This is a genomic window from Actinomycetota bacterium, from assembly GCA_030017835.1.
Lineage (GTDB): Bacteria > Actinomycetota > Aquicultoria > UBA3085 > Oleimmundimicrobiaceae > Yes70-04.
This window is the reverse complement of the sequence record JASEGU010000004.1, coordinates 1-13,174: the sequence shown is the minus strand read 5'-3', so window position 1 is coordinate 13,174 and position 13,174 is coordinate 1. Positions and strand designations below refer to the sequence as shown.

Sequence of the window (13,174 nt, the reverse complement as noted above, 5' to 3'; positions counted from 1 at the left end):
AAAGGGGACAAGTTGGCCACCGTCCTCATCGCTCCCGACAAATTCAAGGACTCCCTTTCGGCTTCCGAAGTTGCCGCCGCCCTCAAAACCGGCATGGAAAGGGTGCGACCAGCGACTCACATAATCACCGCCCCCTTAGCCGACGGCGGCGAAGGAACGGTCGACGCCCTAATAGCCGGGGCTGGCGGAGAGCGCATAGAGGCCTTAGTCACGGGACCTCTTGGCGAGATGACGCTGGCATTCTTTGGTCTCATCAATGAGGAATTGGGCCAAAAGAAAGAGGAAGTTGCGGTTTTAGAGATGGCCGCCGCCTCAGGCCTATCCTTGATCCCGAAAGAGAAGAGAAATCCCTTATTTACGACCACCTATGGTACGGGGGAACTCGTTTTGGCCGCCTTAAAAAGGCGGCCGTCAAAGATTATCATAGGAATAGGCGGAAGCGCGACGACCGATGGAGGCATGGGTATGGCCCAGGCTCTCGGAGTAAAATTCTTCGACGAGGCGGCCGAGGAAATAAAGGATTTCGGCTCCGGAGCTCTTTTAGAAAAAGTTGCAAGGATCGATGCTTCCAAAATCGACGAACGGATCAAGGGAGTCGACTTTATCGTCGCCTCCGATGTGAAGAACCACCTTTACGGTCCGGACGGCGCAGCCTTCGTCTACTCCCCTCAAAAGGGAGCCGATCCGAAGATCGTCGAGATGCTGGATCGGGGGCTTAGAAATTTTGCGGATGTCATCCTAAGGGACCTTGGAATCGATGTCGCGAACAAGACCGGCGCCGGAGCGGCGGGCGGCCTTGGCGCCGGCCTAATGGTCTTCCTCGGGGCCAAGATGCATTCGGGCATCGACCTCATCATCGCGGTCTCTCATCTTAAGGAGAAAATGGCCTTGGTGGATCTTGTAATAACCGGAGAGGGAAAGCTGGACGTCCAGACGGCCTTCGGAAAAACGCCCCTTGGTGTACTTAGCCTTGCCAGGAGCCTTGGCGTCCCTTGCGTGGTGGTAGCCGGAGTGGTTGAAGAGGGGGCGGGTGAAAGCATCTTGGAGGCTGGGGCGACCGCGGCTTATTCTCTTCTTGAGAGAGCGGGTGGCTCAAAGGACGAGTCGATCGAGCGGGCGGCCGAATTGCTTAAGGAGCTTGGTGAAGAGATAGCCTTAAAGCACCTCGACCGCTGAGCTGGTTTGAAGGCGGCTTAAATCTATGCTAAAATTTTGATTTACACTATACCATATCCTTTCTCTTTGGAAGGAGGTGATTTGATTGTTTGACATGAGAATGCACCGGTGGTACTGCTGTAAAGCAGAAGGCGGCTGTCCATGACGACGCCAGATGGAAATAAGCCTTAAAATGAGCGAGGGCGACCCATAGACTAAAGGGAGGGCGAATGCCCTCCCTTTTTGTGTTTGAAAGTGATCCTATCGATCCTCCAACGCAAGCTCAACGACCTCAGCAAAGCCCTCGCCCACCTCGCCCTCGGTGACGAAGACATTTTTGTATTTTGCAATCTCCCCTTCAAGTCCGAGGCACTCTTTAGACATCAGGGCATTTCTTACCAGGAAGAAGACTCCGACGTGCTCGGCCATTGCCACGTCCGAGACGGCGTCGCCGATGGCAATGGTCGTCTTCCTAGGTATCTTTCGGATTTCCATATCTCTTGCGAGCCCGCTCTGCTTCGATGCCGACCTCGGCATCAGGTGATAGGCGTGGATCTCTTTTACGGATTTGTCCAGCGTGCCTCTACGGGCGATTATTCCGTTGTCGATGAGCTTGAGATCTTTTAAGCCCTCCCTCTCCAACAGGCTCATGGCCTGGTCGATGTCGACATGACCCCGAAAGACATGAGTGCAGTTTCTTCCTTCGGACCAAGGGGTGTGATATTCCAGCCTGCCAGGGTACCTCTCGAAGAGGAGCTCTACCGAGCCGGATTTTGCTATGGCTTCATAGAGACCGGCATCGCTCCCCGCCAGGTCTTCGAAGTTTTTGACTATCTCCGATCCGCCTCCATAGACTATCTCGCAGCCCATCTCGGCGATGTAGTTATTAAAGCCCAAAATTCGAGCATCGCCGAAGAGTTGGCGGGCGCTTCTTCCCGAGACCATCACGATATCGATGCCACGTTCGCTCGCCAGCATTATGGCCTTGGCCGCAGCCAAAGTGAGGCTGCCATCGGCCGCTCTAAAAAGAGAGCCCTTCGGGCCAACCAGGGTTCCGTCCACATCCGTATATATTACCCTGGTTGGCCCGATAAGGCTCTTGATCAGGCGTCTATTTTTCTCAAGACCTCTCTCTTTCGCTATGCTTACCATCAAAAGCTAAGCTCCTTCCCGCCTCCTTGAGGGATCATCCTCCATAGCTTAACATAATATTTAACAAGATTTTACTCGGTCTTTTCGACCGAGAAAAGGGGAGGAGATTTAAGATGAAGGTCTTGATGGTTGTTGCGAGCAATAACTTCAGAGACGAAGAGTATCTGGAGCCGAGGCACGTTCTCGAGTCTTTTGGAGCCAAGGTTACGGTTGCCTCATCAACGGGGCGTGAGTCGAGGGGGATTGGCGGGGCGCGCGTCCTTGCCGACATCGCCCTAAAGGAGGCACGGGCGGAGGATTACGAGGCGATCATCTTCGTGGGCGGGTCCGGAGCCAAGGAGTACTTCGAGGACGAGGTGGCCATGGATCTTGCCAAGGCGTCTCTAAAAGCCGGAAAAATCACTGCTGCCATCTGCATCGCCCCGGTCATACTCGCCAATGCCGGACTGCTTCAAGGGAAGAGGGCTACGGTCTTTGGGTCGATGAAGGGGGACCTCCTGTCGAAGGGGGCGATCTTAATCGATGAGAACGTGGTGGTGGACGGCAGAATAATCACCGCAAACGGCCCGGCGGCCGCCAATAGGTTCGGCCTGTCCATAGCCGAGAGGCTCTCTTAAGCTGATTTGCAAATTATGAAAGAGAGATGGTGCCCCCGGCAGGAATCGAACCTGCGACACAAGGTTTAGGAAACCTTTGCTCTATCCCCTGAGCTACGGGGGCCCAAAAAGAGATTATAGGGCGGCGGCCGGGGCGGGTCAACATCTTCTTTTTAAGGCCATCACTATCAGGCGCTGGACTAGGTCGCCATATTCTACCCCCGCCGCCTCGGCCGCCATCGGAAGGAGGCTCGTCTCGGTCATGCCGGGGCCGGTATTTAGCTCCAGAACGATCGGGCCGTCTTCAGAGAGGATCATATCCACCCTCGAGACGTCGCGGCAGAGAAGGGTCCGATGGACCCTTACAGCCAGTTCTTGAACATCTTTGGTCTCGTCTTTTGAAAGCCGGGCCGGCACGAAATATTTGGTTTCTCCCATCGAATACATCGCCTCGAAGTCGAAGAAATCCTTTTCGGTTACGATCTCGACTATCGGCAGGGCCTTAGGCTGGCCGTCCTCTTCCAGGATGCTGATGGCAAGCTCCTTACCCTTTATGAATTTCTCTATTATCACCTTCTTGTCGTAGCTTAAGGCACCAAGGAGGGCTTCGGCCAGCTCGCCCCGCTCCTTGACGTACTTGATCCCAAGGGCCGATCCCTGCCGGGCCGGCTTTACGATCAAGGGCAGACCTATCTTCGCTATCACCTCGGCCAGGGCTGCGGAGGCTCCCATCTCTTTGAAGGCGCCCTCGCTCAAGGAGACGAAGGGGGCCGTTGGGATGGAATTTATCTGAAAGATCTCCTTCGATATGGCCTTGTCGAATCCGATGATGCTTGAGTAGACGCCCGGCCCGGTATATGGGATGTCGAGTATCTCGAGGAGCTCCTGAACCGTTCCGTCCTCACCGTACTTGCCATGTAGAGCGATGTAGACTACCTCGGGCCGCTCTTGCTTGAGCAGATCTACAAGGTTCTCGCTTACATCGATCTGGATTATGGGGTAGCCCTTAGACTTTAGGGCTTCGGAGACTCGGTGGCCGCTCTTTAGGGAGACCTCCCTCTCCAGCGAGCGTCCGCCCATCAGGACGGCAACTTTAGGCTTGCTCATATCTCCTCCTAATGTCTCATCCATATCATCGCTTTTTATCCTCATCTATTTTAAGCTTCTTGGTGAAGGTCTCATAGAGTCTCATCTGTGATTTTATCAAATCTCCCAGCCGCTCAATCCCCTCTCTGATGCTCTCCTTGTGTGGATAGGAGAAGTTTAAGCGCATCGAGTTCTTGCCGCTGCCGTCGGTAAAGAAAGCTTCGCCCGGCACGTAGGCCACCTTGGCTTGGTCGATCGATTCGGCCAACATCTCCGAAGTATTAATGTAGTCGGGCAATGTGACCCAGAGGAAGAGTCCTCCCATCGGGCGGGTCCATCTGGCCTCGCTTGGAAAGAATTCTTCCAAAGCTGAGAGCATGACGTTGCGTCTCTCCTTATAGAGGTCGGTCTGTTTCTTGAGGTACTTCTCCCAGGGACAGGTGTTGAAGTACTCTTCGACCACCCTTTGGGAGAACGAGCTCGAACAGAGGTTTGCTGCCTGCTTGGCAAAGTTGAGCTTTTCCAAGATCGGCTTGGGCGCAGCGATCCAACCCAGGCGCACCCCGGGAGAGAATATTTTAGAGAAGGTGCTCATGTAGACGATCGAATCATCCATCGACCTTAAAGTGGCAAGCGGCTCTCCGTCGAAGCGAAGCTGGTCGTAGGGGTTATCCTCTATCACCAAGAGAGAGTGCTCCCTGGCCATCTCGACTATCCTCCTTCGCCTTTCGAGTGCGAGGGTCACCCCGGCCGGGTTGTGAAAGGCTGGCACCAGATACAAAAACTTGGGTCTTTTGCCCGCCTCCTTCAGGTCTTTCAAGAGTTTTTCAAGGGGCTCTATCTGAATGCCGTCGTCATCTAGGGGGACGGACAAAAATCTTGCTTGATAGCTGGAGAAGGCCTGAATGGCTCCGACGTAGCTTGGTCCTTCGACGATGATTTCGTCGCCCGGGTTTATCAGGATCTTTCCCAGAAAATCGAGGGCCTGCTGGCCGCCGTCGGTCACTATTATCTCTTCGACATCGACGACCATGCCGTCGTCCTTCATCAGGCTTGCTATGCGCTCCCTAAGACCCAAATGCCCATCTGAGGAGCCGTATTGGAGGGCCGCCGCCCCTTCTCTCTCCAGAACCCTCCTGGTCGCATCGGCTATGAGATTCATCGGTAGGCTCCGGGTATCGGGCATGCCGCCCGCAAAGGAGATTATGTCGGGGCGCGAGGCGACGATGAAGAGGTCGCGGATTACCGAGGACTTTAGGGCCAGAGCCCGCTTAGAGTATAGGTCCTTCCATTTATCCAACCTTATTTCTGGAGCCATCGGTTCTCCAAAGTTCCATTGTCCAAACGGGAGGGTGTCTTCTGCCCCGTAAATCGCTCAGATTTGAGGGTGGGTTTTGCGCGCTTAAAATTGAGCCAATATTATAATAGCCTTATGCCCGTGTCAAATCGGGCCAGCTAATAAAGGGGTTTCTGCTTTAGAGCGCACCTTCTGCTCATACTCAGATTCGCCCTTCGATTTGATAATATCTTTTTGCTTGGCTAAAATCGAATATATAACCGCGGAAGAGAGGAGAGGGATATGTCCAAAGACAAGCGTGGTCCCATAAAGACCGTACTCGGTTTCTTGGCCGGAGCCATCTCGGGCGCCACCCTCGGTCTTCTTATGGCCCCAAAGGCGGGCAAAGAGACCAGGGAGGACTTGAAGGCCAAAAGCGAAGAGCTTGTGGCCGCCGGAAAGAAGGATTTTGCAAAGAAGAGCAAGGAGCTTAAGGTAAAGGTGGATGAGGTTACAAAAAATTTCGAAAAAGGGATCGAGAGATTGAAATCATCCGAGTCCCAAGAGGCCATTTCGCCTGAGCCGAAAGAGGAAAAGGGCGCCGAAAAGCCGAAGAAGGAGACTGCGGCCAAGAAGGCGACGCCGAAAAAGTAGACACCTTGGTCACGAGCCTCTTTGAAGCACTGCTAATTAAATGTTTTGGGAGTATGGTTGGAGCGGGAAACGGGTCTCGAACCCGCGACCTTCAGCTTGGGAAGCTGACGCTCTACCAACTGAGCTATTCCCGCGTGGAAAAGATTATACAGCAAGCGACTGAATCATGTTAAGCTGCAGGCGACCGCCGGGGCTGATCATGATCTTGCCTTGCGCCTGTTAAGAAGAAAGAGGGTCGCGGATAGAAACCCAAGGCCTGCTGCCCAAAAGATCCGCTCCGCCCTTATAGGGTGATCTATGCCCTCTCCCGGCTTGATTACGGAAAGGGAGCTTGCGTGAATATCCATGTCTCCTCCATGCTCTAAGCAGGCGGCATTGAAGGTGCCGACGACTCTCACCAGGTCTCCCCAGTTGTTGTAGTTGCCAAGCGTCTCTATTTTGCCTGCTTCATCGGCTGAAATCCATACCGCCATGCCCGAATTGTATCCGGATAGTTCGCGGGAGCGGTTCTTGCCGTATGGGTCGTCGTTTAGATGTATCCAAGCACTTTCGCCCCTGATCATGACGTCTCCGATGGCTTCTCCCTCGAAGGTTACAGTTTTACCGTTGTAGTCCTGATGCTCCTCGATTAGCTGGGTGGATGATGTCAGGGCAAAGGCGGTCGCCCCTACAAAGGAGGGGAGAAGCAAGCCTGAGAAGATTGATATTTTCAAAAGAATCATAAACCTTTTTAGGTCCATCACTTCCCCCCATAGGACGCAAATATGAAACCGAAGAGTCCGAAGATCGCCATAAATTCGAGCCTGCACATCCACATGGCAAGGATGCATACGACCTTAAGCGGGGCGGGCATGGCCGGCGAGGTTACCCCGCACGAAAGACCCGTAGTGCTTCCCGCAGATACGCTGTCGAAAAGGGCATCAACGAGCGGATAGCCATAATAGACTCCAACCAGCGTGGCCAAAAGATATATCCCGATATATGATAACACTATCAGCAAGGCTCCCCTGACCATCTTATCGTTTAAGACGATATCTTTGATGTGATGTATCTTCTGAACGATGACGGTTGACTCGGGAGATATGATCTTTTTGACATCTTGAAGCAAGGCCTTAGAGATGATGCCGACCCTAAGGCCCTTGAAGCCGCCACAGGTCGAGCAGGCCGACCCCCGATGGCCATGGCCAAAGTGATGACGCCGAGCATTCCCATCTCGCCCCATTGCCTCACGAATGTCCTTGAGTGGACTGTCATGAAACCGGTTCCAGTGTGTCCGGAAGCGACGTGGTAAAAGCCCTTTCTAAACATCGCTGTAATCTCCGGGTATGTGTTTAAGGCGGCAAGCCCAGCCAACGTTATCAGGGTCGCCATGGTTATCGTGGTGGCAAACGAGATAATTTCGATGTTTTTATGTATCTCGCGCCTTTTTCCGGTCCAAACGGCCCAGTGTAGGGCGAAATTGAATGACCCCGCCATGAAGAGTATGACGGTTATCACCTCGAAGGCGAAGTTATGATAGTAAGAGACGTTAAAGGACTGGGGGGCGAAACCACCCGTACTCCAGGCGGCCATGAATATCCAAATGGCGTGCAACAGACCCCTTGTCGGGGTCATGCCGTCGAAGATGGTTATTACCCAGAGGATCAATGAGCCGAGGAAGAGATAGCTTAAGCTTATCAGCCAGATCGCTCGAGCCGTCTGGATGATGTTGGGTAGGAGCTTTTCCTCCTTGCCCTCTCCCACATATATCTTAAAGGCGCTGCCACTTCCGCTGACCAAGAAAGTCAAGGCTACCACGATTATCCCTTGACCCCCCGCGTAAGTCAGAAGGTGTCTCCACATGTTCATGGCATGGGAGACGTGATCCAAATCCTGGAGCAGAAATAGGCCGGTCGTGGTATAGCCGCTCATCAGATCGAAACAGGCATCCAAAAAGGAGCCGAAATGGCCGCTCAAATAGTGGGGTATCGCACCAAGCAGCATGGCCAAGAGCCAGGAGAAGGAGACGACAACCATGCCTTGAAGCCAGCTTAAATCCTCCTTGGAAGGAAAGAATACCTGAAGGGACAGCCCAAGGCTGAAGCAGGAGAAAATACCGATCAAGAAGTTGAGAGCCTGGTTCCACTCATAAAATATAACGGCAATTGCAAGGGGCAGAATCATCAGCAGTCCAACGCCGTAAATTATCTTACCGCTGTAGTAGGCTATATTTCTATAATCCTCAAGGCGGGGACGAAGTATCAATTAACGCCTCACGATCAAAAAGACGAGCAGAAAAGATATCGTTGCGATGATAATCGTGGTCATTATTTCCGTAGCCATCCCGGCCAAATAGTTTAAGAAGATCTTTAAGTCGCGCTCCCTTTTCCTCATAATGCGCCTCCAGAGATTTTCAGGTCGCTTAGGGCCGGCATTCCTTGATGGGCTATAGTAAAGCTTGCCATCGAAAGAGCGCCACCGCTCCTGGAGCCCAAAGCCCGGACCTAAAATTTATGCTCTTGCAGCCTCTATTCTCAGGGCGAATCCAAAAACTTCGGCCGCTTCTCGAGGTGACCAGGTTATCATATCATCTTGCAGGCACTTCCTCAAATCTCTCACTTACCATATGGTCGACAATTTTTGCACAAGGCGGGGATAAAAATCTGAAGAATGTCTTGCCCCTGTCCCCAATGCCCAGAGATTTGGGAGATGCTTAACTGTTCTGATGATTTCTGGAGTTGATCATCTTCCTCTGAGCGAGGCGACCAAAAAGCCCACCAGACCAAAGATGGCCATAAATTCCAATCTGCCCATCCACATGGCTGCTATGTAAACGACCTTCAAGGTGGCCGGCATGGCCGGCGAGGTTAAGCCGCAAGAGAGACCGGTGTTGCTGCCAGCCGAGACGCCGTCGAAGAGGGATTCGATGAAGGGGTAGCGATAGTAAATCCCGACGATCGTTGCAATCATATAAATCATGATATATGAGAGAACTATCAGCATGGCGCTTCTGACGTGGCGCTCCCCCATCACCATCTCCTTGATGTGATGGATCTTTTCGACTACGATAGCGGATTCCGGAGAGAGCATCTTTCTTATCTCTTGGACCAAGGCCTTGAAGATGATGCCCATGCGCAGACCTTTAAATCCGCCCGCCGTCGAACAGGCCGAAGCGCCGATGGCCATGGCCATGATCACGCCGAGCATGCCCATCTCGCCCCATTGCCTCACGAATGATCTGGCCTGCATGGTCATGAAGCCGGTTGTGGTATGGCCGGAGGCTATCTGGTAGAAGGCCTTTCTAAACATCGCGACCGCCTCGGGGTATACGCCCAGGCGCATGAGGCCGGTCGTAGTTATTACCAAAGCTATGGCGATGGTCACCGAGAAAGAGATTATCTCGATGTTGCGATAGATCTCCCTGCGATTCTTGGTCCAGACGGCCCAATGGAGAGCAAAATTGAAGGAGCCAATTATCATTATCACGATTGAGGCCATCTCAAAGAGGAGGCTGTGGTAATAGGCGGTGTTGAAGGACTGGGGGGCAAAGCCGCCCGTACTCCAGGCCCCCATGAATATCCAAATGGCGTGCAACAGACCCCTTGTCGGGGTCATGCCGTCGAAGATGGTTATTACCCAGAGGATCAATGAGCCGAGGAAGAGATAGCTTAAGCTTATCAGCCAGATCGCTCGAGCCGTCTGGATGATGTTGGGAAGGAGCTTTTCGTCCTTGCCCTCTCCCACATATATCTTAAAGGCGCTGCCACTTCCGCTGACCAAGAAAGTCAAGGCTACCACGATTATCCCTTGACCCCCCGCGTAAGTCAGAAGGTGTCTCCACATGTTCATGGCATGGGAGACGTGATCCAAATCCTGGAGCAGAAAGAGGCCGGTCGTGGTATAGCCGCTCATCAGATCGAAACAGGCATCCAAAAAGGAGCCGAAATGGCCGCTCAAATAGTGGGGTATCGCACCAAGCAGCATGGCCAAGAGCCAGGAGAAGGAGACGACAACCATCCCCTGGAGCCAGCTTAGATCGTGTTCAGACCGGAAGAATAGCTGCATCGATATGCCGAATGTAAAACAGGAGAAGATGCCGATCAAAAAATCTAAAGCCGGGCTCCACTCGGCAAAAATAATGGCGGTGATTAAGGGCAAGATCATCAGCAACCCGACGCCGAAGATTATCTTTCCGGCATAGAAGGCGATATTTTTATAATCGGGGATCCTCGGTCTCTGTATCAACTATACCAACTCACCAAGAGGGCTATAAGCAAGAAGGCGAATGCGGAAAGGAAGAGCACCGAGAGTATCTCTATTGCCATTCCAGCAAGGTAGCTCGGGATCGACTCGACAAAGACCTTTTTTTTCATGACTCTCCGGTCAAGGCCCTCTTAAGCTCTTTTTCCCTTTCGGTCCTGGTTATAGCTATAACCGAATCTCCGGCTTCAAGTGTCGTGCTTCCTGTGGGGATTATGACGTCATCTCCCCTTACAATTGTGGCTATGACGCAATCTTCGGGCAGTTTAAGCTCGGCGATTTTCTTGTTACATACGGTGCAGCGATCGGTCGGGAGCTCCACTTCGACCAGCGAAACTTGACCCTTTTTCATGGTATAGAGCGTTATGACGTCGCCGATGGTGGCCTCCTCTTCGATGAGCCTCGAAATGATGGTGGTGCTGCTTATCGCGTCAATGCCCATGCGATGGAAGATCCGTTCATTCTTGGGGTTATTTACTCTGGCGACTGTCCTTGGAGTATCGAAGGTCACTTTGGCCAGCTCGCAGGCGACCAAATTATCGTCATCATCTCCGGTCACCGAGGCGAAGACATCGGCATGAGACATGCCGGCATCCTCCTGAGCCGAGACATCGCAGCCATCACCGTTTATGACCAAGACGTTCTGCATGTTTGCGGCGAGTTTTTGGCAAAGGATGCCGTCCCGTTCTATCAGGGCCACGCTATGGCCCTTCTTGCCGAGCTTGCCGGCCAAAAAGGAGCCTACCTTGCCGCCGCCGTTGATAACGATGTACATTTATTGTCCCCCTAATCCTGGATGAGCCTATTTATCTTCGGGATGGCCCAGCGACGAACAGCGCAGAAGATATGGTCGTTCTCTTGGAGGGAGGTCTCTCCATCGGGCAGGATTGCCTCGCCCTTTCTGACGATTGCCGATATTTTTATCTCATCAGCCACCTCTATCTCGCTGACCTTCTTCTTCTCCAGGTTTTTGCTCGCTTCAAACTCTATGATTTCGACATCACTGCCGACGGGAAGATGGCGACTGTGGCCTCTGACGATCTTGTCCAAGATCCGTTCGGCCGTAAGGAGCGTTCCGCAGACGTATTCCAAGCCCAGCTGTTGATAGGTCCGTTCTTTTTCGGGGTTGTAGAGACGGGCGATGGCTCTCTCCACCCCGAAGAGCTTGGTTGCCATCTCGGTTATCATTAGATTGGTATTATCAAAATCGGTCACGGCGGCGACGGCGTCGGCCTTTTCGATTCCGGCCTCTTGAAGGACCTCTTCGTCGAATCCCATCCCCTCTAAGGTTAAACCATTGAAGGTGGACCCGAGGCGTCTGAAGGAGGATGCGTCCTTGTCAACGACGACCACATTATGTCCGTCACTGGCCAAATTCTTGGCGAGCTGCGACCCGACCCGACCGCACCCGATGACTATAACATACATAATAAATCTCCAAAAAGCTTGCTTATTTGGCTTATTTTAGCAATGATAGACCCGTCAAAAGGGGCTGTCAATCATTTTTTTGTGCAGGAAAAACGGGGGCTTGCTTGAAATAATACCGCGTGGAAAGGGAATTCTTGCCGGATAAAGAGTCGCTTCGAAAGATCAGCTTAAAGGCCAGGGCCGTTCTCACCGTGGTCGAAAGAGGAGAGAAGAGCAAGAAGCTATCGACCCTCCTCTTCTCGATGGAACAGATCAAGCGGGCCGAAACCATCGCCTTCTATATATCATGCAAGGACGAGGTCGAGACCGCCGAAATGATCGAAAGGGCGGTTAGGATGGGCAAAAGGGTCTGCGCCCCGGTCTCCAAAGCTTGCGAGAGAAGGCTCGATATGGTGTGCATCGCCGGCCTTGATGGAGAGACCCAAGAGGGCGCCTATGGCATACTTGAGCCGATAGAAACCAAGGGACGCCTGGTCAAGGCCGACGAGATTGACGTGGTTATACTGCCGGCTCTGGCTTTTGACCGAACGGGGAGCAGACTCGGTTACGGCTGTGGCTACTATGACAGGTTTCTAAAGGGCATAAAGGAGGGGGCCGTCTCGATCGGTCTCGCCTTTGAGGCCCAAATAGTGGCCGAGGTTCCCTTCGAGTCCCACGATGTCAAGGCGGATTATATAGTGACCGAAGCCGAAATCATTGGACCTTTTAAGGCCCGCCCATAGCACGGACCAATATGCGAGCTTTAGCGGGTGATTTGCCGATAATATTGTCTAAGGAATGGGGGCTTATGGCTCAATTGACACCCCATTTCGAGGTGTTATAATAATAAGGAGATCATTTAAGCAGACCTTGTTTGGAGTGGTTTGATTGGTGATTTACCGAATGGGGGCGACAAAAATATAGGGAGCTTTGTCCGAGACTAGTCAAGCAACCTCGTATTTTTGCCGCCGCAGAAAGTGGCGGTAATTTTTTTGTCCTTTTTCAACTTCCTTATTGACAGGGCATAAACCATCTGTTAGCATTTCTTTTTGCGTTTATCGGTCTTTGAAAACTAAACAGTATTGTAAAAAGCTTACAGCTTAGCAGCTAGCGGATCTCTATCAGCTTATAGCTGATGAAAAAAGCAATTAAAACTCGTTAAAACTCGGCCCTTCGATTTATCGAATGGTCGATCAAGTTTCAACGGAGAGTTTGATCCTGGCTCAGGACAAACGCTGGCGGCGTGCCTAACACATGCAAGTCGAACGGTCTCGCCTCACAAAGCTTCGGCAGAGTGGGGAGTGAGATAGTGGCGAACGGGTGAGTAACGCGTGAGCAATCTGCCCTAAAGTCTGGGATAACTCGGGGAAACTCGGGCTAATACCGGATACCTTGGCGTTTTCGCATGAGGATGCCAAGAAAGGCCGCAAGGCCGCTCTAGGATGAGCTCGCGTTCCATTAGTTTGTTGGTGGGGTAACGGCCTACCAAGACCGCGATGGATAGCCGGCCTGAGAGGGTGATCGGCCACACTGGGACTGAGACACGGCCCAGACTCCTACGGGAGGCAGCAGTGGGGAATTTTGCGCAATGGGCGAAAGCCTGACGCAG

The 13,174-nt window shown here is 52.6% G+C and carries 15 protein-coding genes, 2 tRNA genes and 1 rRNA gene; 5 read left to right on the top strand and 13 right to left on the bottom strand.

Features of this window, described 5'->3' with window-relative positions:
- The first annotated feature begins 12 nt into the window (after positions 1–12).
- Complete coding sequence (locus QMD53_01850; GenBank protein ID MDI6799419.1) at positions 13–1,176, top strand: glycerate kinase; 1,164 nt, start codon at positions 13–15, stop codon at positions 1,174–1,176.
- Between the two features lie 240 nt (positions 1,177–1,416).
- Here QMD53_01850 and QMD53_01845 read toward each other — a convergent pair whose 3' ends face one another.
- A complete protein-coding gene (locus QMD53_01845) occupies positions 1,417–2,307 on the bottom strand; it encodes an HAD-IIB family hydrolase (protein MDI6799418.1) in 891 nt (296 codons plus the stop codon).
- 113 nt (positions 2,308–2,420) lie between these two features.
- Between QMD53_01845 and QMD53_01840 the strand changes: the two genes are divergently transcribed.
- Positions 2,421–2,924, top strand: a complete 504-nt coding sequence (locus QMD53_01840; protein ID MDI6799417.1) for a DJ-1/PfpI family protein — start codon at positions 2,421–2,423, stop codon at positions 2,922–2,924.
- A gap of 27 nt (positions 2,925–2,951) precedes the next feature.
- On the opposite strand, the gene QMD53_01835 is transcribed toward QMD53_01840, so the two are convergent.
- From QMD53_01835 to QMD53_01825, 3 genes are all read right to left on the bottom strand, one after another.
- Positions 2,952–3,027: transfer RNA gene (locus QMD53_01835), tRNA-Arg, on the bottom strand.
- Positions 3,028–3,062: 35 nt separating this feature from the next.
- Entirely contained in the window at positions 3,063–4,010 is a 948-nt protein-coding gene (locus tag QMD53_01830; GenBank protein MDI6799416.1) for a D-alanine--D-alanine ligase, read from the bottom strand.
- Positions 4,011–4,035: 25 nt separating this feature from the next.
- Positions 4,036–5,307 (bottom strand): PLP-dependent aminotransferase family protein, encoded by a 1,272-nt coding sequence (locus QMD53_01825; GenBank protein MDI6799415.1) that lies wholly within the window; start codon positions 5,305–5,307, stop codon positions 4,036–4,038.
- Positions 5,308–5,568: 261 nt separating this feature from the next.
- On the opposite strand from QMD53_01825, the gene QMD53_01820 reads away from it, so the two are divergent.
- Positions 5,569–5,919 carry a YtxH domain-containing protein gene (locus QMD53_01820; GenBank protein MDI6799414.1) on the top strand — a complete coding sequence of 117 codons (351 nt, stop codon included), beginning with the start codon at positions 5,569–5,571 and terminating at the stop codon, positions 5,917–5,919.
- A gap of 58 nt (positions 5,920–5,977) precedes the next feature.
- Here QMD53_01820 and QMD53_01815 read toward each other — a convergent pair.
- The 9 genes from QMD53_01815 to QMD53_01775 form a co-directional block, all read right to left on the bottom strand.
- A tRNA-Gly gene (locus QMD53_01815) sits at positions 5,978–6,053 on the bottom strand.
- A 63-nt stretch (positions 6,054–6,116) separates the two neighbouring features.
- A complete protein-coding gene (locus QMD53_01810) occupies positions 6,117–6,659 on the bottom strand; it encodes a hypothetical protein (GenBank protein MDI6799413.1) in 543 nt (180 codons plus the stop codon).
- Positions 6,659–7,039 carry a potassium transporter TrkG gene (locus QMD53_01805; protein ID MDI6799412.1) on the bottom strand — a complete coding sequence of 127 codons (381 nt, stop codon included), beginning with the start codon at positions 7,037–7,039 and terminating at the stop codon, positions 6,659–6,661. Before QMD53_01805 ends, QMD53_01810 begins: the two co-directional genes overlap by 1 nt.
- Entirely contained in the window at positions 6,943–8,163 is a 1,221-nt protein-coding gene (locus QMD53_01800; protein MDI6799411.1) for a potassium transporter TrkG, read from the bottom strand. Before QMD53_01800 ends, QMD53_01805 begins: the two co-directional genes overlap by 97 nt.
- A complete protein-coding gene (locus QMD53_01795) occupies positions 8,164–8,292 on the bottom strand; it encodes a hypothetical protein (protein MDI6799410.1) in 129 nt (42 codons plus the stop codon). It lies immediately after the preceding gene.
- Positions 8,293–8,640: 348 nt separating this feature from the next.
- Entirely contained in the window at positions 8,641–10,143 is a 1,503-nt protein-coding gene (locus tag QMD53_01790) for a potassium transporter TrkG (GenBank protein ID MDI6799409.1), read from the bottom strand.
- The gene (locus QMD53_01785) at positions 10,140–10,271 is read right to left on the bottom strand and encodes a hypothetical protein (GenBank protein ID MDI6799408.1); all 132 of its coding nucleotides are present in this window, start codon (positions 10,269–10,271) and stop codon (positions 10,140–10,142) included. Before QMD53_01785 ends, QMD53_01790 begins: the two co-directional genes overlap by 4 nt.
- Positions 10,268–10,933 (bottom strand): NAD-binding protein, encoded by a 666-nt coding sequence (locus QMD53_01780; GenBank protein ID MDI6799407.1) that lies wholly within the window; start codon positions 10,931–10,933, stop codon positions 10,268–10,270. Before QMD53_01780 ends, QMD53_01785 begins: the two co-directional genes overlap by 4 nt.
- 11 nt (positions 10,934–10,944) lie before the next feature.
- Positions 10,945–11,586, bottom strand: coding sequence for an NAD-binding protein (locus QMD53_01775; GenBank protein ID MDI6799406.1), 642 nt, complete (start codon positions 11,584–11,586; stop codon positions 10,945–10,947).
- Between the two features lie 134 nt (positions 11,587–11,720).
- Here QMD53_01775 and QMD53_01770 point away from each other — a divergent pair, with 134 nt between their 5' ends.
- Both QMD53_01770 and QMD53_01765 read left to right on the top strand, forming a co-directional pair.
- The gene (locus QMD53_01770; protein MDI6799405.1) at positions 11,721–12,308 is read left to right on the top strand and encodes a 5-formyltetrahydrofolate cyclo-ligase; all 588 of its coding nucleotides are present in this window, start codon (positions 11,721–11,723) and stop codon (positions 12,306–12,308) included.
- 457 nt (positions 12,309–12,765) lie between these two features.
- Positions 12,766–13,174, top strand: a 16S ribosomal RNA gene (locus QMD53_01765); the annotation flags it as partial.

Excerpts from the sequence above, each read along its gene's own strand:
- QMD53_01845 (MDI6799418.1), bottom strand. The coding sequence starts at position 2,307 with ATGGTAAGCATAGCGAAAGAGAGAGGTCTTGAGAAAAATAGACGCCTG.
- QMD53_01840 (MDI6799417.1), top strand. The coding sequence starts at position 2,421 with ATGAAGGTCTTGATGGTTGTTGCGAGCAATAACTTCAGAGACGAAGAG.
- QMD53_01830 (MDI6799416.1), bottom strand. The coding sequence starts at position 4,010 with ATGAGCAAGCCTAAAGTTGCCGTCCTGATGGGCGGACGCTCGCTGGAG.
- QMD53_01825 (MDI6799415.1), bottom strand. The coding sequence starts at position 5,307 with ATGGCTCCAGAAATAAGGTTGGATAAATGGAAGGACCTATACTCTAAG.
- QMD53_01820 (MDI6799414.1), top strand. The coding sequence starts at position 5,569 with ATGTCCAAAGACAAGCGTGGTCCCATAAAGACCGTACTCGGTTTCTTG.
- QMD53_01810 (MDI6799413.1), bottom strand. The coding sequence starts at position 6,659 with ATGGACCTAAAAAGGTTTATGATTCTTTTGAAAATATCAATCTTCTCA.
- QMD53_01795 (MDI6799410.1), bottom strand. The coding sequence starts at position 8,292 with ATGAGGAAAAGGGAGCGCGACTTAAAGATCTTCTTAAACTATTTGGCC.
- QMD53_01785 (MDI6799408.1), bottom strand. The coding sequence starts at position 10,271 with ATGAAAAAAAAGGTCTTTGTCGAGTCGATCCCGAGCTACCTTGCTGGA.
- QMD53_01780 (MDI6799407.1), bottom strand. The coding sequence starts at position 10,933 with ATGTACATCGTTATCAACGGCGGCGGCAAGGTAGGCTCCTTTTTGGCC.
- QMD53_01775 (MDI6799406.1), bottom strand. The coding sequence starts at position 11,586 with ATGTATGTTATAGTCATCGGGTGCGGTCGGGTCGGGTCGCAGCTCGCC.